The 19501-nt window shown below is 62.4% G+C and carries 15 protein-coding genes and 1 pseudogene; 11 read left to right on the top strand and 5 right to left on the bottom strand.

The window, feature by feature from the left end:
- The first annotated feature begins 319 nt into the window (after positions 1-319).
- The 7 genes from P353_RS03190 (at position 320) to P353_RS03220 (ending at position 8674) form a co-directional block, all read left to right on the top strand.
- Positions 320-1090 (top strand): ABC transporter ATP-binding protein, encoded by a 771-nt coding sequence (locus P353_RS03190; RefSeq protein WP_034365081.1) that lies wholly within the window; start codon positions 320-322, stop codon positions 1088-1090.
- 121 nt (positions 1091-1211) lie between these two features.
- Entirely contained in the window at positions 1212-1931 is a 720-nt protein-coding gene (locus tag P353_RS03195) for an ABC transporter ATP-binding protein (RefSeq protein ID WP_034365084.1), read from the top strand.
- A gap of 55 nt (positions 1932-1986) precedes the next feature.
- Complete coding sequence (locus P353_RS03200) at positions 1987-3183, top strand: ABC transporter substrate-binding protein (RefSeq protein WP_003076472.1); 1197 nt, start codon at positions 1987-1989, stop codon at positions 3181-3183.
- Between the two features lie 48 nt (positions 3184-3231).
- Entirely contained in the window at positions 3232-4116 is an 885-nt protein-coding gene (locus tag P353_RS03205; RefSeq protein ID WP_003057801.1) for a branched-chain amino acid ABC transporter permease, read from the top strand.
- Between the two features lie 12 nt (positions 4117-4128).
- Positions 4129-5121: a branched-chain amino acid ABC transporter permease gene (locus P353_RS03210; RefSeq protein WP_034365087.1), complete on the top strand. Its 993-nt coding sequence runs from the start codon at positions 4129-4131 to the stop codon at positions 5119-5121.
- Positions 5122-5343: 222 nt separating this feature from the next.
- Complete coding sequence (locus tag P353_RS03215; RefSeq protein ID WP_034365090.1) at positions 5344-7788, top strand: membrane-bound PQQ-dependent dehydrogenase, glucose/quinate/shikimate family; 2445 nt, start codon at positions 5344-5346, stop codon at positions 7786-7788.
- A 214-nt stretch (positions 7789-8002) separates the two neighbouring features.
- Positions 8003-8674: a TetR/AcrR family transcriptional regulator gene (locus P353_RS03220; protein ID WP_052084677.1), complete on the top strand. Its 672-nt coding sequence runs from the start codon at positions 8003-8005 to the stop codon at positions 8672-8674.
- A gap of 1 nt (position 8675) precedes the next feature.
- On the opposite strand, the gene P353_RS03225 is transcribed toward P353_RS03220, so the two are convergent.
- The 4 genes from P353_RS03225 to P353_RS03240 all read right to left on the bottom strand — a co-directional run bounded on the left by P353_RS03225 (position 8676) and on the right by P353_RS03240 (position 13819).
- Positions 8676-9848, bottom strand: a complete 1173-nt coding sequence (locus P353_RS03225; RefSeq protein ID WP_034365092.1) for a lipocalin-like domain-containing protein — start codon at positions 9846-9848, stop codon at positions 8676-8678.
- A 63-nt stretch (positions 9849-9911) separates the two neighbouring features.
- Complete coding sequence (locus P353_RS03230) at positions 9912-10352, bottom strand: VOC family protein (protein WP_034365094.1); 441 nt, start codon at positions 10350-10352, stop codon at positions 9912-9914.
- An 87-nt stretch (positions 10353-10439) separates the two neighbouring features.
- Entirely contained in the window at positions 10440-13088 is a 2649-nt protein-coding gene (locus P353_RS03235) for an FtsX-like permease family protein (protein WP_034365096.1), read from the bottom strand.
- A complete protein-coding gene (locus P353_RS03240; RefSeq protein WP_034365099.1) occupies positions 13085-13819 on the bottom strand; it encodes an ABC transporter ATP-binding protein in 735 nt (244 codons plus the stop codon). Before P353_RS03240 ends, P353_RS03235 begins: the two co-directional genes overlap by 4 nt.
- Positions 13820-14236: 417 nt before the next feature.
- Here P353_RS03240 and P353_RS27710 point away from each other — a divergent pair.
- Positions 14237-15054: pseudogene (locus P353_RS27710) on the top strand (IS481 family transposase).
- Positions 15055-15089: 35 nt separating this feature from the next.
- On the opposite strand, the gene P353_RS03255 reads toward P353_RS27710, so the two are convergent.
- On the bottom strand, positions 15090-15980 hold the full coding sequence (locus tag P353_RS03255) for a LysR family transcriptional regulator (protein ID WP_034365102.1): 891 nt from the start codon (positions 15978-15980) through the stop codon (positions 15090-15092).
- 151 nt (positions 15981-16131) lie between these two features.
- On the opposite strand from P353_RS03255, the gene P353_RS03260 reads away from it, so the two are divergent.
- From P353_RS03260 to P353_RS27445, 3 genes are all read left to right on the top strand, one after another.
- Complete coding sequence (locus P353_RS03260; RefSeq protein ID WP_052084645.1) at positions 16132-17307, top strand: CaiB/BaiF CoA transferase family protein; 1176 nt, start codon at positions 16132-16134, stop codon at positions 17305-17307.
- A complete protein-coding gene (locus tag P353_RS03265) occupies positions 17304-18284 on the top strand; it encodes a Bug family tripartite tricarboxylate transporter substrate binding protein (protein ID WP_034365105.1) in 981 nt (326 codons plus the stop codon). Before P353_RS03260 ends, P353_RS03265 begins: the two co-directional genes overlap by 4 nt.
- Before the next feature lie 81 nt (positions 18285-18365).
- Positions 18366-19499: a porin gene (locus P353_RS27445; protein WP_080750407.1), complete on the top strand. Its 1134-nt coding sequence runs from the start codon at positions 18366-18368 to the stop codon at positions 19497-19499.
- Positions 19500-19501 lie beyond the last annotated feature (2 nt).

Consider the following 19501-nt stretch of genomic DNA (forward strand, 5'->3'; position numbering starts at 1 on the left):
ATCTTATTAATATTGATAGCGCAATATATATAAGGCATAAGCTTTTTGGAGACTTCGAAGTGGATGCTGTCATTCCTGCGGATGCCGCCGTCTCTGGCTTGACTTGCAGTTGCGATGAGTTTGAAGTTTGCAGTTACTTCTGCTGTTGCTATTTGTTTTATGAGGGATTAGGGAAAGCATAAGTCCGGCGGCTCTTCATTCCTAGGAGTTTCCCGCTGCGGCACTGCAGCATGAAAGACCAAGATGCCGCTCAGGCAGAGGAAGCACAGCAAGTTGCTCCCCTCTTTGTTTTGCAGCATTCAGGACTGACGGCCAGCGCATGAGCGACCTTATTCTCGAAACCAGGCAACTCACCAAAGAGTTCAAAGGCTTTACCGCCGTCAGCAAGGTGGATCTGGCCGTGCAGCGTGGCTCCATCCACGCGCTGATCGGACCCAATGGCGCGGGCAAGACCACTTGCTTCAATCTGCTGACCAAGTTTCTGGAGCCCACTTCCGGGAGCATTCAGTTCAACGGGGTGGACATTACCCGCGAGGCGCCGGCGCAGATTGCGCGGCGCGGCGTGATTCGCTCGTTTCAGATTTCCGCCGTCTTTCCGCACTGCACCTTGCTGGAGAACGTGCGCATCGGCCTGCAGCGCAAGCTGGGCACGGCCTACCAGTTCTGGACCAGCGAAAAAACGCTCAATCAGCTCAATGACCGCGCCATGGAGTTGCTGACCGAAGTCGGTCTGCAGGATCTGGCCGATGAAGTGACCGTGAACCTGCCCTATGGTCGCAAGCGCGCCCTGGAGATTGCCACCACGCTGGCCATGGAGCCCGAGCTGATGCTGCTGGACGAACCCACGCAGGGCATGGGCCACGAGGACGTGGACCGTGTGACGCAGCTCATCAAGAAGGTCTCTGCCGGCCGCACCATTTTGATGGTGGAGCACAACATGAAGGTGATCGCCACCATCGCCGATCGCATCACCGTGCTGCAGCGCGGCGCCGTTTTGGCCGAAGGTCGCTACGAAGAGGTTTCGCGCAATCCGCAGGTGATGGAAGCCTATATGGGGACCACGGACGGGCAACTGCAGGGGGCGCATTGAATGCTCCCCTCTGTGCCGCTCACGCGGCTTGCCCCTGAGGGGGACAACACCATCGCTGCGGGGCGGCCCTTGCTTGGTGTTTCTGACTTGGGTTCGTGCCAGTTTTGAGATCAGATGAACAATGAATAAGACAAGTACTCCGGCGCTGGAAATTTCGGGACTCAATGCCTGGTATGGCGAGTCCCATGTGCTGCATGGCATGGATCTGGTGGTGAACCCAGGCGAGGTGGTGACACTGCTGGGCCGCAATGGCGCGGGGCGCACTTCCACGCTGCGCGCCATCATGGGACTGACCGGCTCGCGCAAGGGCTCGATCAGGATCAACGGCGTGGAAACCATTCACATGCCCACGCACAAGATCGCCCACCTGGGCGTGGGCTACTGCCCCGAGGAGCGCGGCATTTTCTCCAGCCTGTCCTGCGAGGAGAACCTGATGCTGCCGCCGCCGCTCAAGACCGGCAAGCCGGGGATGAGCATCGACGAGATCTACCAGATGTTCCCCAATCTCTATGAGCGCAGGAACAGCCAGGGCACACGCCTGTCGGGCGGCGAGCAGCAGATGCTGGCTGTGGCGCGCATTCTGCGCACGGGCGCGCGCCTGTTGCTGCTCGATGAGATTTCCGAAGGTCTGGCCCCCGTCATCGTCCAGACCCTGGCTCGCATGATCACCACGCTGCGCGAAAAGGGCTACACCGTGGTGATGGTGGAGCAGAACTTCCGCTTTGCCGCGCCGCTGGCCGACCGCTTCTATGTGGTCGAGCACGGCCATGTCGCCTTGCGCTTCGGAGCCAGCGAACTGGACGAGAAGATGTCCGTGCTCAACGAGCTGCTGGGCGTCTGAGCCTGCAAGCAATTCCCATTCGTTCACAACAAAGACCCAACCCGTGGAGATAAAGATGAAAGCAAAACTGAGCGTTCTCTCGTGCATGCTGGCCGTGGCCGGTCTGTCCAGCCCTCTGGCCCAGGCCCAGGAAAAGGTGAAGATCGGTTTCGTCACCGATATGTCCAGCCTGTACGCCGACGTGGAGGGCAAGAACGGTGCGGTCGCCATGCAGATGGCAATCGACGACTTCGGCGGCAAGGCCCTGGGCCAGCCCATCGAGCTGGTCAGCGCAGACCATCAGAACAAGGCCGACATCGCTGCCTCCAAGGTGCGCGAATGGATTGATACGCAGGGTATCTCCATGGTCTTCAGCGGCACCAACTCCGGCACTGCACTGGCGGTTTCCCAGATCGCCAACGAGAAAAAGCGCGTGCACTTCAACAGCGGCGCGGGCTCTTCCGCGCTGACCAACGAGCAGTGCAACCCCTATACCGTGCACTACGCCTACGACACCGTGGCCCTGGCCAAGGGCACGGGCGGTGCCGTGGTGGATCGCGGCGGCAAGGACTGGTTCTTCCTGACAGCCGACTATGCCTTCGGCCAAGCTCTGGAGGCAGACACCACCAAGGTCATCAATGCCAAGGGCGGCAAGGTGCTGGGCTCGGTCAAGCACCCGCTCAATGCCTCGGACTTCTCCTCCTTCCTGCTGCAGGCGCAAAGCTCCAAGGCCCATATCCTGGGTCTGGCCAATGCGGGCGGCGACACCATCAATGCCATCAAGGCTGCCAAGGAGTTCGGCATCAACAAGACCATGAAGACCGCCGGCCTGCTGGTCTTCCTGACCGACATCCACAGCCTGGGTCTGAAGAACACCGAAGGCCTGCTGCACACCACCAGCTGGTACTGGGACATGAACGACGAATCGCGCAAGTTCGCCAACAAGTTCTTTGCCAAGACCAAGCGCATGCCTACCGATGTGCAGGCCGCTGACTACTCGGCCGTGATGAACTATCTGAAGGCCGTCGAAGCGGTCAAGACCACCAATGCCGACAAGGTGATGGCCCACCTCAAGAGCACGCCCATCAACGACTTCTACGGCAAGGGCGTGATCCGTCCCGACGGCACGTTTGCCCACGATATGTACCTGGTAGAGGCCAAGAAGCCCAGCGAATCCACCAAGCCCTGGGACTACCTCAAGGTGCTGACCAAGTTGCCTGCTGATACGGTCTGGACCACCAAGGCCGAAACCAAGTGCGCGCTCTGGAAGTAATGGCGCTACCGGTTTGATGCACACCTCACCCTCACCAGCGTATCTCTCATGGAAATCTTCGGCGTTTCATTGCCCGGCCTGATGAGCCAGCTCCTTCTGGGGCTGGTCAACGGTTCGTTCTACGCAATTCTGAGTCTGGGCCTGGCCGTGATCTTCGGCCTGCTCAATGTCATCAACTTTGCGCATGGCGCCCTGTTCATGCTGGGGGCCATGTGCACCTGGATGGCCATGAGCTATTTCGGCATCAACTACTGGGTGATGCTGATCCTGTCGCCGGTGCTGGTGGGGATTCTGGGGGTGTTGATCGAGCGCTTCTTGCTGCGCTGGATCTACAAGCTCGATCACCTCTACGGCCTGCTGCTGACGCTGGGGCTGTCGCTGCTGATCGAGGGGGTGTTCCGCTCCGTCTATGGTGTCTCGGGCCTGGGCTATGACACGCCAGAGCTGCTCGAAGGCGCGACCAATCTGGGCTTCATGATCCTGCCCAATTACCGTGCCTGGGTGGTCGTGGCTTCCATCGTGGTGTGCGTGGCAACCTGGTTTGTGATCGAGAAGACGCGCATCGGTGCCTATCTGCGTGCCGGCACCGAAAACCCGCGTCTGGTCGAGGCGTTCGGCGTCAACGTGCCTGTAATGATCACGCTGACCTATGCCTTCGGCGCGGCGCTGGCGGCCTTTGCCGGCGTGCTGGCCGCGCCGGTCTACCAGGTCACGCCGCTGATGGGCCAGAACCTCATCATCGTGGTGTTTGCCGTGGTGGTGATTGGCGGCATGGGCTCGATCATGGGCTCCATCCTCACCGGTCTGGCGCTGGGTGTCATCGAAGGACTGACCAAGGTTTTCTGGCCTGAAGCATCGTCCACCGTCGTGTTTTTCATCATGGTCATCGTTTTGCTGATTCGCCCCGCTGGCTTGTTCGGTAAAGAAAAATAAGAGGGGCACGACATGAAATCCAAGACGCTTGTTCAACGCATTGCCCCCGTGGGCTACGGCCTGCTGCTGCTGGGCCTGATCGTCGCGCCCTTCCTCGGTGCCTACCCCGTTTTTGTCATGAAGCTGATGTGCTTTGCACTGTTTGCTTCGGCCTTCAATCTCTTGCTGGGCTATACGGGTCTGCTGTCCTTTGGTCATGCCGCGTTTCTGGGCGGCGCGGCCTACGTGGCGGGCTACAGCATCAAGGCCTGGGGCGTCACGCCCGAAATCGGCATGCTGCTGGGCACGGTGGTCGGCGCTCTGCTGGGCCTGATCTTCGGCTGGCTGGCCATTCGCCGCCAGGGCATCTACTTCTCCATGATCACGCTGGCGCTGGCGCAGATGTTGTTCTTCGTGGCGCTGCAGGCCAAGTTCACCGGCGGTGAAGACGGCCTGCAGGGCGTGCCGCGCGGCAAGCTGTTCGGCGTGATCGATCTGAGCAGCGATATGGTCATGTACTACGTGGCGCTGATCATCGTGGCGGCGGCTTTTCTGCTCATCGTGCGCACCATTCACTCGCCGTTCGGACAGGTACTCAAGGCCATCAAGGAGAACGAGCCGAGAGCCATCTCGCTGGGCTACGACGTCAACCGCTTCAAGCTGCTGGCCTTTGTGATCTCTGCCGCGCTCACCGGTCTGGCAGGTTCGCTCAAGACCCTGGTGCTGGGCTTTGCGACCTTGTCCGATGTGCACTGGACCACTTCCGGTCACGTGATTTTGATGACGCTGATGGGGGGCTTGGGCACGTTGTCGGGTCCCTTGCTGGGCTCGGCCGTCGTGGTGGCGCTGGAAAACAAGATCGGCGAGTTTGGTACCTTTCTTGCGCACGCCACGGGAGTGGAATGGTTTGGCACGCTGGGAGAATCGGTCACCATTGTCACTGGCCTGATCTTCGTGCTGTGTGTGCTGCTGTTCCGCAAGGGCATCATGGGCGAGCTTATCGCCTGGCTGCAGCGTCGCAAATAAGGCGTTTCGCCCTCTCTCCAAAGGCCGCATCTGCGGCCTTTTTTGTTGCCCTGACTTCTGCGTGGAAATGGAAATTTCAGAGATTCCTGAAACTCCTGGTACACGTTTGCAAGCGATGGACTTTATTTCTCACAACAATGGACTTTTTTTCTCATTTCAAAAAATGCCTGAGTGCAGCCGGATGACGGGGCGCGTGCAGGCTCATACAGTTCGAGGTTCGATATGACACATCGGGAGCAGGCGCAGCCCTTGGCCGCGCGCATCTGGCTCTGGGTTCTGGGGGCGGCGCTGGTGCTTGCCGGCCTGTTCTTCTTGATAGGCGGTGGCAAGCTCATCAGCCTGGGCGGCAGCTGGTACTTTTTGCTGGCGGGTCTGGGTCTGCTGCTGTCCGGCGTGCAAATGGTTCGCCGCCGCAGGAGCGGCGCATGGTTTTACCTGAGCACTTTCGGCGCGACCGTGCTGTGGGCGCTGGCCGAAGTCGGTCTGGATTACTGGAGTCTGATTTCGCGTCTGCTGGCGCTGACCTTTGCTGCCGTGGCGGTGCTGGCCAGCATGCCCTTGCTGCGCAAGGCCGGCGAGCCGGGCAAGGCCTCGTCCAGCAAGGCACCATTTGCTGCAGCGGCGGTCATGCTGGTGGCTGGCATGGCGGCCTTTGTGTCCATGTTCCAGATTCACCCCGAGGTGCAGGCCCAGTCTGCCGTGGCACGCAAGCCCGTGGATGCGGCCAGCGAGCAAAAGGACTGGAGCCATTACGGCAACAGCAGCAGCAATGACCGCTTTGCCGCGCTGGATCAGATCAACGTGGACAACGTGAACCAGCTGCAGGTGGCCTGGACCTTCCGCACCGGCGACGTACCCAAGTCCACAGGCGCTGGCGCTGAGGACCAGACCACACCGCTGCAGGTGGGCGACAAGGTGTTTGTCTGCACCCCCAGCAACAATGTGATTGCGCTCGACGCCGACACCGGCAAGCAACTGTGGCGCCATGACACCAACTCCCATGTGGGCGGCGTGTGGGAGCGCTGCCGCGGACTGGCCTACTTTGATGCGGATGCCGCACTGGCTCAGCCCAGCGTGCCGGGATCGACTCCTGTACAGGCGGTGAGCCTGCCTGCTGGCGCCGCCTGCAAGCGCCGCATCCTGATGAACACCATCGATGCACGTTTGTTTGCCATCAACGCAGACAACGGCGAGTTGTGCGGCGAGTTTGGCGATCACGGCGTGGTCGACCTCAAGCAGGGCATTGGCAATGTCTCCAATCCCGCCTTCTACACCCTGACATCGGCCCCCACGGTGGCCGGCACCACGGTGGTGGTCGGCGGTCGCGTGGCTGACAACGTGCAAGTGGACATGCCCGGTGGCGTGATCCGCGGCTTTGATGTGGTGAGCGGTGCACAGCGCTGGGCGTTCGACTCCGGTTCGGCCACGCCCAATGAAGTGCTCAAGCCCGGCCAGACCTACACCCGCTCATCGGCCAATGTCTGGGCGGGAACGACCTACGACCCGAGCTCCAATACCGTGTACCTGCCCATGGGATCGGCTTCGGTGGACCTGTATGGCGCCACGCGCTCTGCAGCGGACCTGAAGTACGGTGCTTCCATCCTCGCGCTGGATGCCGCCACGGGCAAGGAAAAATGGGTGTACCAGACCGTGCACAACGACTTGTGGGACTTCGACCTTCCCATGGCTCCCACGCTGATCGATTTCCCTTTGCACGATGGCAACACGACCCCAGCGCTGGTGGTCGGTACCAAGGCCGGTCAGATCTTTGTGCTGGACCGCCACAGCGGCAAGCCGCTGACCAAGGTGGAAGACATTGCCGTCAAGCCTGGTCATATTCCCGGCGAAAAGTATGCCCCGACCCAGCCCCTGTCCGTGGGCATGCCGCAGATCGGCACCAAGACCTTGACCGAAGCCGATATGTGGGGCGCGACGCCGGTGGATCAGCTGATCTGCCGCATCAAGTTCAAGTCCATGCGCTATGAAGGCCTGTTCACTGCGCCTGGCACCGATGTGTCGCTGAGCTTCCCGGGTTCGCTGGGCGGCATGAACTGGGGCGGCCTGTCTGCGGATCCAGGCAACCATCTGATCTTTGTGAACGACATGCGTCTGGGCCTGTGGGTGCAGATGATGCCCCAGCAGAAAAAGGACAAGCTGTCCGACGGCGGAGAGGCGCCCAACACCGGCATGGGTCAGGTGCCGCTGGGAGGCACTCCCTACGCGGTGATCAAGGACCGTTTCATGTCTCCTCTGGGCATTCCTTGCCAGAAGCCTCCGTTCGGCACGCTGACCGCCATCGACATGAAGACCCAGCAAGTGCTCTGGCAGGTGCCCGTGGGTACGGTGCAGGATCAAGGCCCCATGGGCATCAAGATGCGCATGCCCATGCCTGTTGGCCTGCCCACACTGGGCGGCACGCTGGCGACCCAGGGCGGTCTGGTGTTCTTTGCCGGTACGCAGGATTACTATCTGCGCGCCTGGGATAGCGCCACCGGCAAGGAAATCTGGAAGAGCCGCCTGCCCGTGGGCAGCCAGGGTGGACCCATGACTTACAAGTCGCCCAAGACAGGCAAGCAATACGTGGTGATCTCGGCCGGTGGTGCCCGCCAGTCGCCCGACCGCGGTGACTACGTGATTGCCTACGCATTGCCCGATAGCGGCAAATAAGCGACGCAGGCATTGAACCGAACAGCCATGGCTCGTCAGAGCCATGGCTTTTTTCATCGCCGGGCAGCCCCAGGATGAAAAGCGCCCCTCTCGGAGGGGCTGCGACCACACGCAAACCACACGCAAACCACACGCAATGGGAAGCGTGGGGGGCCTTTTTTCATGCCTGCGCTGCGTGGTAGGCTGGCGCGCTTGAATCAATGGAGATGTGGTCGTGAGCGAGCAGCAAGGTCTTGAAACTTCACTGAGCCAGCAGCCTTCGGCAGACGAGGCATCGGCCGATATGCGCCGAGCCCTGCTAGATGCGGGCAAGACCGAGTTTGCCAATTACGGCTATGACGGAGCGCGGCTGGAGCGCATTGCCGCCAAGGCGGGCTGCGCCAAGCGCATGCTCTACTACTACTTTGGCAACAAGAAAGACGTGTACCTCGCGGTCATCGAGCAGAGCTACTCGGATATTCGCGAGTCGGAGGAGCAGCTCAATCTCGATGCGCTGGAGCCCTTGCAGGCGCTGCATGCGCTGGCGCAAAGGAGCTTCGAGTATCACGAGCAGAACCAGGAGTTCACGCGTCTGGTGCTGCAGGAGAATTTCCAGGGCGGCGAGATGCTGGGCCAGATCTCCAAGACCGAATTGCTGCGCAATGCGGCGCTGGAGCCGATTGAGCGCATTCTGCAGCGCGGCGTGGCGCAGGGCCTGTTCAAGGATCAACTGACCGCTGTCGATGTCCACTATCTGATTTCGGCCCTGTCCGGCTTCCGCGTGGATCATGCTGCGACCTGGCACAGCCTGCTGCAGGTCGACCTGTTGGGCGACGACCTGCGCGCGCGCCATCTGCAGCTGCTGCTCGGTCAGCTCAGTGCTCTGGTTTGCAAGGAGCAGGGCTGATCTAAAGCCTCAGCGCATTCGCATAGCCGGTCATTTCCAGGTAACCGCTGCCTACGCGGACGCTTTTGCCGTCGGCGCCGATGCTGCGCAGCTCGCACAGACCCTCCCAGTAAATGGCGCCGGTGCTGGCGCGGCTGTCCAGTTCCTGGTCGTCCACCAGCGCATGAACCTCAAAACGGCCCGCCGGTGTCTGCACGCTCCAGGCCACGGGGTAACTTGCTTTGCTGTGCGGGCTGCTCCAGTGGCGCAGTGGCTTGAACCGTACCTGATCGGCGGCAAAGATTTGCGCGCTCTGGTTCTGTGCACGAAATGAGCCACCGGCCCAGAGTGCCGAGCCATTGCGGCGGCGAAGATGAAAGGCGGTGAGGGCGCTGCCGTCATCGAGGTTCATGCCTATCCAGTCCCAGCCCTGAGCCTCTGGGTCCATGATGGCCGCGCTGCATTCATGGTCCAGCCAGGCGCGGTTGTGTGCGCTGGCTTGCACAGGCAGTTGCTGCCCGCCCACGGTGATGGAGCCACCGACCTCAAGCTGAGGCTGGCTGTAGTAGTAGCTGGCCTGTTCCTCACGCGGGCCTTTGCGTGAAAGACCATTCAAGCCCTGCAGCAGCAGTGGCTGCGTGCTTTCAAATTCAAGATCCAGTATGAAGTCCTGGCTGCTCAGCAAAGCTCTGTAGCGGCTGGCTTCGCTGGCGCTTCGTCCTGGTACGGGTTGACGCTGGAGATACCAGTCGTTGATATGCACATCGGTATCGTTTTCGCTGGCTCCGGCCAGGCCCAGTCCCGCGCGCGCCATGCGCTGGTCGTGGCGCAGCTTTTGGCCCTGTACATCGCACAGGGCCGCATGGGCGAAGATCAGCTGCTTGGCCGCGAGCGCCGATTGCAGGCCTTGCGCGGCTTCGATGCGCGAGCGAAAGAAGGTCAGCTGAAAGCCCCAGGGCTTGCCGCCGGCCTGCAACTGCCCGGTGATGTACCACCACTCGGTCTGCAAATCAGGGTGGCTGCCGAAGTCGCGAGGAAACTGCAGGGTTCTGGACGGCAAAGCCATGCTTGGCAGAGGCAGGCCCAGGCTCGCCCAGCCCAGACCGGCAGCAGCCAGCGTCTGCAGGGACTGCCTGCGTGACAGGGCCTGCAGTGCCGGTTGTCGAAGCTGGGAGGGTGTGGGCTGATAAGGCATGGCCCATTGTCGCCCAGCCGATCAGCGCAATGCCATCATCCCGAGGTGCTGCTTTGCGCGGGCTCAGCCTATATCGACCAGGGGAACGATCACCATCCAGCTGACCCCGAAGCGGTCGGTCACCATGCCAAAACGACGCGCAAAGAACGTGGTGTCCAGCGCCATCTGTACCTTGCCGCCCTCGCCGATGGCAGAAAAGATGCGGTCGGCCTCATTCTCGCTGGGCGCGGTGATGGACAGAGAAAAGCCTTTGAAGTCGGGCTTGCCGCCGTTCATGCCGTCAGATGCCATGATCTGCGTCTCACCGATCTGGACATTGGCGTGCATGATTTTTTCGGGATCCATCTGGCCCGGGCCGCAGCCTTGCTGGCTCGATGACTCGGGCTGCGGCGGAGCATCCTTGTAGCGCATCAACATGGTGATCTCAGCCCCCAGAGCGGCCTGGTAGAAATCCAGGGCCTCTTCGCAGCGGCCATCGAAAAAGAGATAGGGCTGGATTTGCATACGAACTCCTCGCAGCGGTGAAGATTTCATTGTGCGCCGCGCCATGGCTCAATCATGTGAAAAACGCTGACAGGGTTGCAGGTATAGCTACCAGTCCTCCTTGACGGCCAGCACCGCGTCGGCACTGGCGGCCCGGCGCCCGGCCAGCCACGCGGTGATGACGCCGGCCAGTATCACGGCAGCGCCCAGCGCCAGCAGGCGCAGCAGAGGCAGGCGCAGCTCCATGGTCCAGTGAAAGCTCTGCGGATTGACCACATGCACCAGGATCACGGCCACGCCCAGGCCCAGCAGTGTGCCCGCGATGGTGCCCAGCATGGTCCAGGCCAGACCCTCGGCGGCAACCACGCTCAGCACATTGCGGCGCGTCAGGCCCAGATGGGCCAGCAGCCCGAACTCCTTGCGCCTTGCCAGCACCTGGGCGCTGAAGCTGGCGGCAATGCCGAACAGGCCTATGCCTATGGCCACGGCCTGCAGCCAGTAGGTGACGGCAAAGCTTCGATCGAAAATGCGCAAGGAACGCTCGCGCAGAGCCTGGCTGCTGACAAACTCCAGCGCCGGCGGTGGCTGCCCCGGCGTGCCGAGGGCCTGCTCTATCGCTGCTTGCAGATCGGTGCCAGACAGCTGGCTTTGGGTCTCTGGCCAGATGGCGATCTCGCTGATCTGAGCTGCATTGCCTGCATGACCCACCAGCGCCAGGTAGTCCTTCCAGTCCAGGGCCACGGCACCGAACTGACGCACATAGTCGCGCCACACGGATGCTATGTAAAAGGAAGCTGCTGGCGCTTGGTGGTCCTGGGTTTGAAGGCTGAAGGCCTTGGAAAGCAGCGGCCAGCTGTCACCGGGCTTCAAACCATAGAGCTGGGCCACGGCTTCGCTGATGTGCACGGCAATGCCTGGGCCCGTCTGATGGATTGGGCCCTCCACCCAGGGCAGCTGCATGGCCTGCTCACCTTGAAGCGGGCGAATCAGCAGACTCAGGGCCGGGCGTTCGGGGCTGAGTACCAGCTGGCTGCTGCGCATGGCCTGGGCTCGTTCTATGCCGGGTAGCTGCTCCAGGCGCTGCGCCGCATCGGCCGGCAGCAGGGCTGCATCCGCGCGGCTGGAGCCACCGGCGGCGCGTACATACAGGGGAGCAGGCAACACGGCGTCCAGCCACTCCATCATGCTGCCGCGAAAGCTGGTGACCATCACCGTCAGGGCCACGGCCAGGCTCAGGCTGGCCACCACACCGCCCACGGCCACGGTAGTGGCGTGGCGCATGCGCCGCGCGCGCTCCAGCGCCAGCATGGCCAGCGGCTGGCGCGAGAAGGCGTTGGGCACCAGTCCAAGCACCGCACCCAGCAGCCAGGGCAGGGCTGCCATGCCGCCCAGCAACAGCAGGCCCACGGCCATATAGGCGGCCAGAGGGACACCTGCTACCGGCGGCATAAAGGCCAGCACCAGGCTGGCTCCAAGTAGCGCCACAGCGGGCCACAGGCGTGGGGCTCTCTCATGCGTGCTGCCCAGTCCCTTGAGTGTGGCCGCAGGCGGCAGATCCATGGCAGCGCGTGCCGGCCACCAGGCCCCGGCCAGCGTGGCGGCAAGGCCCAGCAGACCAAAGACCAGCGCCGCGCCAGGACTCCAGTGCAGGGCTGGCTGCACGCCGGCAAAGAATCCGCCGCCCAGATCGCCACCCAGCACCTGCAGTGCCAGCCAGGCCAGCGCCGTACCCAGCGCAATGCCGGCCAGGCTGCCCAGAGTCCCCAGAGCCAGCGCTTCCAGCAGCACCAGCGCCATGCGCTGGCGTGGCGTGGCCCCAAGCACGGCCAGCAGCGCAAACTGCGGCGCGCGCTGGGCCACGCTGAGCGCCAGCACCGAGAACACCAGAAACGCTCCCGTGAACAAGGCCACCAGCGCCAGCACAGTGAGGTTGACGCGATAGGCGCGCGACATCTCGCCCACGCGCTGCTGATCGTCGCTGGGCTGCTGGATCAGTATCTGGTCTTGCCAGGCCGCCACTGCGTGCAGGGCGGTGCTTACCTGGCTGCGGCTGGCGCTGTCGGTGAGCAAAAGGTCAAGCCGGTCGATGCGGTCAAACAGGCCGATCTTTTGCTGCAGTGCGGCAATGTCCATGACCGCGACCGGTGCGCCGCTGGCGGCGACGGTGCCCGCAATGCGCAACTGCTGGGCCTGGCCGTTGAGCAGCCATTGCACGGGGGCGTTGACGGCTTGTTCAGGACTCAGTCTCAGGGCCTGCAAGGCGGCGGCATTGAGAAACACGGCGTCGGGTGCAAACAGATCCAGCCGGTCGCCGCCTTCGAACAGGCGCGGCATCAATGCCGGGGCGACAGGGGCGAGCTTGAGGGCATCGCTGCCGAGCACGCGCAAGCTCACGCCTTGCGCCGCCCCTTGCGTGCTGCGCGTCTGCAGATCTGCAGTGCTGCCGGGCAGCAATACCGTGGTTTCGACCCAGGGCACGGCGCTGGCCACGCCCCGGGCCTGCGCCACCTGCGCATAGAGTGCCAGCGGCAGGCCGCCCTGCATGGCGTGCAGCTGCAGATCGGGCTGGCCGTTGACGCTGCGCACCGCCCTGGAGAATTCGTCCAGCGCCGACTGGTTGATCACATGGACGGCAAAGCCCAGCGCCACGCCGAGCATGATGGCAATCAGCGCCGTGGCCGTGCGCCAGGGATGCTGGCGCAGCTCCTGCCAGGAGAAGCTGGTCAGCAGCAGAAGAAGCGGAGGGCGTGAAGTCACAGGCCTAGGGTGGTTTGCTGGGATGTGGATAGTTCGGCCTGCATGCCGTCTGCCGTCAGGCGCAGCACGCGGTCGGCTCGTCTGGCCGCTTCTGCGGAATGGGTGACCAGTACCAGCGCCGTGCCGTTGTCGCGGGTTTGCTGCAGCAGCAAATCCATGATCTGCTGGGCAGTGGAGGGGTCGAGATTGCCCGTGGGCTCGTCGGCCAGCAGCAGAGGCGGTGAATGCACCAGGGCACGCGCAATGGCCACGCGCTGCAGCTGGCCGCCGCTGAGCTGCTGGGGCAGGCGCTGGCCCAGACCCGCGAGTCCCACGGCCTGCAGCACCTGCTGCACGCGCTGTTGACCCTGGCCGTCCATGCGGCCCAGCAGCATCAGCGGCAGTGCAATGTTCTGTGCCACATCGAGATGGGGCAGCACATGAAAGGCCTGGAACACAAAGCCCAGATGCGCGCGCCGCCAGATGGCGCGCCGGGCTTCATCGAGCGTGGACAGATCCGTGCCGCTGTGCAGAATCCGGCCTTGCTGCCAGCTGTCCAGCCCGGCCAGACAGTTGAGAAAGGTGGACTTGCCCACGCCGGAGTTGCCGACGATGGCGACAAATTCGCCGGCCGCGATCTCGCAGCTCACCTGGGCGAAGACCGTGGTCTGGGAGTCGCCCTCGCCATAGCGTTTGGCAAGATCGCTGACCTGCAGCAGCGGATGGGCGTGGGATGAGTCGGTGGCAGCCATGCAGCGATCTTAACGATGGGCGCTGCTGCGGCAGCTCCTTAGCCTGCAGCCTGCTGTGCTGCGTCAATAGCCGCCATGGCAGCATCCAGCAGTTGCTGCTGGGCGCCTAGTGCATCGCAGGCAATGGCATGTCGCTTGGCTTGTGCTCCGCTCAAAGGCGTCTCCTGCCAAGGTGAACAAAATCTGTTGTCGTTGATCTTGAGGTGTTTCCACTGGTCTTGGTGCGCCAGATTAAGGGGGAGCGTCAGAACAGGGCACAGCCTGCGGTGGTTTTGCCTTTCAAGGTAGGCACGATTCTCAGTCGTTGCTGGCTATGCTGGGGACCTGTTGCTCGATATGGCTAGCAGCTTAGGCGGCTTGGGGGGTGATCCGATATTTTGATGCAGCAATCTTTTCTCCTGAATGGAAGCACGGGCTATGGGCCAGTTTCTAGACGGGAACGCCACAACGACAGAGGCGATCCTTCGAGCGATGCAACAGAGTCAAGAGAGCTCGAGAGCGCTTCCCGTACGCTATGACATTAATCAGAAGACGGTGGCGAATTGGAGGAAACGGGCTTCGGTCGCCGATCTGCCAACAGGGCCGAGGCAGCCGCGCTCCGCTGCTTTGTTTGTTGAGGATGAAGCGGTGGGCTTCGCCTTCGCTGGCATACCAAGCTGCCACTGTTTACGAACTGCAGCCGGCCATCTCGCATCTGGTGCGCTCGCTGCTGCACCGCTGCCTGCAGCGGCACGGTATCTCGCGGCTGCACCGAGCTGAAGGGCGACAAGCCGACCAAGAAGCAGTTCAAGAGCTACCCCATTAGCTACTTCCGTGTCGACATTGCAGAGCTGCAGACTACCGATGGCAGGCTCTATCTCATCGTGGCCATCGACAGGACGTCCAGGTTCGCGGTCACCGAACTCCAACCCTCGGCTTACAAGATGTTCGGTCGAGTTTGCGAGAAACGCGGCATCGAACATCGCCTCACCAAGTTCAAGCATCCATAGTCCAATGGGCCGGTCGGGCAGATGAATCGGGCCATCAAGGAAGCCATCGTCAAGTGTGTCCACTATGACGATCACGCGCCGGTGCTGCAGCACCTTGCTAACTTTATCGATACCTACAACTTCATCCGCAGACTTAAGACCTTCGAGGGTTTGACGCCCCATAAATTCATCTGCAAACAATGGATATCCGAGCCTGAACGGTTAAGGATGGAGCCAATCCATCGAATGCTGGGACTAAACACCTAGTCAGGTCAGGCTGCGAGTTAAGGCCGCGCAAAGGGTCAGTTTGCGGCGATCATGGATTGGATGAAGCGCAGGCAGGCGGGCGAAAGGGTACGGCCAATGCGGGTCACAATGCCAACTGACCTGGACACTGAGGGCTGGGCCAGGGGGATGGAGGCCATGTCGCTCATATCGGCCAGGCCCAGGGAGAAACGGGGTAAAACGGTAACGCCAAAGCCGGCTTTGATCAGGGCGCAGCAGGTAGCGACGCTGGCTGCTTCTATGACAGGTTGCAGCTTGATTCGCTTGCGAATGAGCACGGGATCCACAATGCCTCTAATACTGCTGCCGGCTTGGACTGTTAGATAGTCGCGCTCCGCAAGAGCCGTCCATGGCAGGCTTTGCTCACGGGCTAGGGGATCGCTCTTGCGGCAGACCAGCACCATGGGGTCATTGTGCAAATGCTGGTATTTGAGACGCTGGTCCTCGGCGGGCTGAGTGCACAGGCCGAAATCGGCGCGCCCCTCCTCAATGGCCGCGAGCAAGGGCTCGGCAGGCAGCTCCAGCAGTTTGAACTCCACCAGAGGAAACTCGCGCCTGAAGCCGGCAATGGGCTTGGGTAGTAGCGTCACGCTTGCCGAGGGCAGGGCGGCCACGGTGATCAGGCCGCGATGGCCTTGCATGAAGTGCCCCAGCTCGCTCAAGGCGCTATCAAAGTCTTGGAGCACTCTGCGGGCAATGTGCAGCAACTCCTGGCCCGCTGCGGTAATTGTCACGCTGCGCGTGTCCCGGTCGAACAGGCGAGTGCCCAGAGCCTCTTCGGCCAGGCGCAGTGTGCGGCTTAGCGCAGGCTGGGAAATATCGAGCTGCCGCGCTGCCGCGCGAAAGCTGCCGGCGTCCGCTATGCGAACCACGGCCTCGAGTTGCTGAAGACTGAGATTGAGGCGCATATCGCTGGTTTTCGAAGGTGTTCACTGTCCTGGATTGATCCAATAAATTTATCACAGATAGAAGATTGAACGCATTTCAATATAGGTGAGAGCTGACTAGACTGGCTGCGGACATGGATGGCGAACAGAAGTTCGGGCAAGGAGTACAGCAATGGCAGGGCCGCTTCAAGGACTAAAGGTTATCGAGCTTGGTCAGGTCTTGGCCGGCCCTTTTGCGGGGGCGATTTTTGCGGATCTCGGGGCCGAGGTAATCAAGATCGAGCGCCTTGAAGGCGGCGATGACGGGCGCTGCATGGGGGCGGAGTTCCGCCATGGCGATGCGCTGAACTTTCATGTCTTCAACCGGGGAAAGCATTCCGTGGCGCTGGATTTGCGCGTTTCCCAGGGGCTTGATGCCTTTCACACGTTGGTGGCCGAGGCCGATGTGCTGATCCACAATCTGCGCCCCGACGTGCCCAGGGCCCTGGGCATAGACGCGGCATCGCTAGGTGTCCGCTATCCCAGGCTGATCTATGGCGAGATCTCGGCTTTCGGCCACCGCGGCCCCATGGCCGACAGGCCTGGATACGAGCCACTGATCCAGGCCTTCAGCGGACTCTCCAGCATGAACGGCGGCCCGGACGATCCGCCGCTGCGTGCCGGCGCCTCCCTGTGCGACCAGGGCAGCGGCATGTGGCTGGTGATAGGCGTGTTGTCCATGCTGCATCAACGAGGGCGGTCCGGCCGTGGCGGTCTGCTACAGACCTCGCTGCTGGAGACTGCCCTGGCCTGGGCTGCACAAAAAAGCGATGCCTTCGTCAACGAGGGCCGGCTGCCGCTGCGTCACCGGTCCGGCCATCCGGGTTTTGTGCCTTACGAAGCTTTCGAGACGGCTGATGGCCCGCTGCTGATTTGCTGCGGCAACGACCGCCTGTTTGCCAAGTTGGCCCAGGTTCTAGGTCAGGAGCAATGGCTGCAGGATGCGCGCTTTGAGAGCAATCGCGCCAGGCTGGAAAACAAGCAGGCTTTGCTGGCCGAGCTGGAGCCTCTGCTGCACACGCGCTCTAGGGCTAAATGGGTGGAGAGCTTCGAGGCGGTTGGCGTGCCATGCGCGCCTATACACAGCTTGCCGCAGGCCTTGGCCACGGAGCAGGTCCGCATGCAGGAGATGCTGCTGTCCGTGCCCGGCGAGGGCTTCAGCCTGACGGGCATGCCTTTGTCTTTCGACGGGTACCGGCCAGCCATCGCTGCCGCAGCCCCCCGGCTCGGCGAGCACAACAGCCGCCACGGGATTACCGCGCTGGCTGCCCAAGCTTCAGGTATCCGCAACAAAAAGGAGACGTCATGATCAATTCCCTTTGGCGTATTGCTGCGCTGTGCGCGAGCGCGATGGCAGCTCTTGTACCTGCGCAGGCTCAGGAAGCGGCCCAAGCATTTCCAAGAAAGCCTATTACCCTGGTCGTGCCCTTTTCCCCAGGCAGCGGAACAGACCAGCAGGCGCGCGTGCTGGCCCAGGCGCTTAGCGAGGACACCGGGCAGCCCGTGCTGGTGGAAAACCGCGCAGGCGCCAGCGGCTTCATCGCTGCCCAGCATGTGGCCAAGGCCACCGCCGATGGTTATACGGTGCTGATCACGACCAACACCACGCAGGCGGCGAACGAGTTTTTGTTCAAGAAGCTGCCTTACGACCCGGTAGCCGACTTTGCCCCGGTCGGTCTGTTGTCCAAGGGCCAGATGCTGCTGCTGGTACGCCAGGACTCGCCTTATAAAACCCTGGCCGATCTGATTGCCACGGCGCAAAAGCATCCGGGCAAGCTCAACTTCGGCAGTGGCTCTTCGTCAAGCCGTGTGGCGGGCGAGCTACTCAAGCAGCTGGCGGGCCTGGACATGGTGGATGTGGCCTACAAGAGCAATCCCATGGCGATTACTGATCTCATGGGTGGGCAGCTTGATTTCATGTTTGCCGATGCACCAACAGCCCTTCCCCAGGTCGAGGGCGGCAGGTTGCGCGCGCTGGCGGCAAGCGGCAGCCAAAGGCTTGGTGCCGCACCGCAGATTCCCACGCTGGACGAGTCGGGAGTCAAGGGCTATGAGATGACGTACTGGACCGGGGCCTACCTGCCCGCGGCCACGCCCAGGCCTCTGGTGGAGAGGCTCAACCAGTTGCTGGCCAAGGCTTCGGCCTCGGCCGAGGTCAAGAGCTTTCAGCTCAAGGCCAGCGGCGAGACCGCCTTGAGCAGCCCCGAGGGGCTGGCCAGATTCCAGGCCGCGGAGTCCCGCAAGTGGGGACGCATTATTCGAGAGGCAGGCATCAAGCCCGAATAACAAAGGCCTTGCACGCACCCGACCCACAGAGCGTACGGGTCGAAAAACAAGGGCTCATCTACAAAAATCCAAGGAGACAAAATGGCTTTCCAATCATTACGGCGCACCATGCTGGTGGGCGCTGCGGCCGCGTGCTGCTCGCTTTCGGCTCTGGCGCAAAGCGGTGTGACGCTTTACGGCTCTCTGGATCTCAGCGTCACTTCAAGCGACAACGGAGCCCGCCGGGTCTCGGGCCTGTCCTCGGGCGTGGGCACGGGCTCGCGCATAGGGCTTAGGGGGCAAGAGGATCTTGGCGCGGGCCTGAAGGCGGTCTTCCAGCTGGAAATGGGGCTGGAGGCGGATACGGGCAGCCTCAAGACCTTTACTGGCAACTACGCCTCGGCCACGCCTGGCGCGCCTGGCGGCCTGGCTTCCACGGGAGGCTTTAACCGCCGCTCCCATGTAGGCCTGCAATCGGGCTGGGGAACGCTGCTGCTGGGCCGCGACTACACGCCCATGTACTACACGGCGCTGGCCACGGACACCTTCAAGCTCGCCTATCTGGGCAATGTCCAGGCCCTGCTGGCGCTGGGCGGCGGCTCGGAGCGTCTGGCGCGCATGAGCAACGGCATCTTCTATACCTCGCCGCAGTTCGGCGGCCTGCGCATGCGCGCGGCCTATGGCTTTGGTGCGGAAAGCGCGGGTGGCCCCGGCATGCCGCCCAAGGACGCCCAGACCTTGTACGGCCTGGGCGCGGACTTCAGCACGGGAGGCCTAGTGCTCAGCGCCGCTTACCAGGAGATCAAGCTGCCCACTGTGGGCGGCAGCCCCCTGGCCTTTACCGGACTGCGCACGCGCCGGGATACCATTCTGGGCGCCCAGTACAGAACCGGGCCGTGGCTGCTGTCCGCGGGGCATTTCCGCGTCAACGCTCCGGCGCGCGGCGAGGACACCTGGCTTGGCGCGGGCTATACCTTTGGCGCCAACACGGTCAAGCTCCAGGTCCAGAGGCTGCGCCAGGACAACCCCTCGGGCAAGGACAGGCGGGCCACGGTGGTGGGCGCGGTATACGAGCATGCGCTGTCCAAGCGCACCCAGCTCTATACCTCGTTCAGCCGCACCAGCAACAACGCCACGGGGCAGTTCGGCGTCACCGGCAGCGATACCTCGTTTGCGGCGGGCGCGGCCGGGGCCAAGGTCAATGTGCTGGCCCTGGGCCTGAGGCACAGCTTCTAAGT

This window comes from Comamonas testosteroni, from assembly GCF_000761245.1.
In the GTDB taxonomy this organism is placed as follows: Bacteria; Pseudomonadota; Gammaproteobacteria; order Burkholderiales; family Burkholderiaceae_C; genus Comamonas; species Comamonas testosteroni_C.

Bases quoted from the DNA above. Each gene is read 5' to 3' on its own strand.
- P353_RS03190 (WP_034365081.1), top strand. From the start codon at position 320: ATGAGCGACCTTATTCTCGAAACCAGGCAACTCACCAAAGAGTTCAAA.
- P353_RS03200 (WP_003076472.1), top strand. From the start codon at position 1,987: ATGAAAGCAAAACTGAGCGTTCTCTCGTGCATGCTGGCCGTGGCCGGT.
- P353_RS03205 (WP_003057801.1), top strand. From the start codon at position 3,232: ATGGAAATCTTCGGCGTTTCATTGCCCGGCCTGATGAGCCAGCTCCTT.
- P353_RS03265 (WP_034365105.1), top strand. From the start codon at position 17,304: ATGATCAATTCCCTTTGGCGTATTGCTGCGCTGTGCGCGAGCGCGATG.
- P353_RS03255 (WP_034365102.1), bottom strand. From the start codon at position 15,980: ATGCGCCTCAATCTCAGTCTTCAGCAACTCGAGGCCGTGGTTCGCATA.
- P353_RS27445 (WP_080750407.1), top strand. From the start codon at position 18,366: ATGGCTTTCCAATCATTACGGCGCACCATGCTGGTGGGCGCTGCGGCC.
- P353_RS03230 (WP_034365094.1), bottom strand. From the start codon at position 10,352: ATGCAAATCCAGCCCTATCTCTTTTTCGATGGCCGCTGCGAAGAGGCC.
- P353_RS03260 (WP_052084645.1), top strand. From the start codon at position 16,132: ATGGCAGGGCCGCTTCAAGGACTAAAGGTTATCGAGCTTGGTCAGGTC.
- P353_RS03195 (WP_034365084.1), top strand. From the start codon at position 1,212: ATGAATAAGACAAGTACTCCGGCGCTGGAAATTTCGGGACTCAATGCC.
- P353_RS03225 (WP_034365092.1), bottom strand. From the start codon at position 9,848: ATGCCTTATCAGCCCACACCCTCCCAGCTTCGACAACCGGCACTGCAG.
- P353_RS03240 (WP_034365099.1), bottom strand. From the start codon at position 13,819: ATGGCTGCCACCGACTCATCCCACGCCCATCCGCTGCTGCAGGTCAGC.
- P353_RS03215 (WP_034365090.1), top strand. From the start codon at position 5,344: ATGACACATCGGGAGCAGGCGCAGCCCTTGGCCGCGCGCATCTGGCTC.
- P353_RS03210 (WP_034365087.1), top strand. From the start codon at position 4,129: ATGAAATCCAAGACGCTTGTTCAACGCATTGCCCCCGTGGGCTACGGC.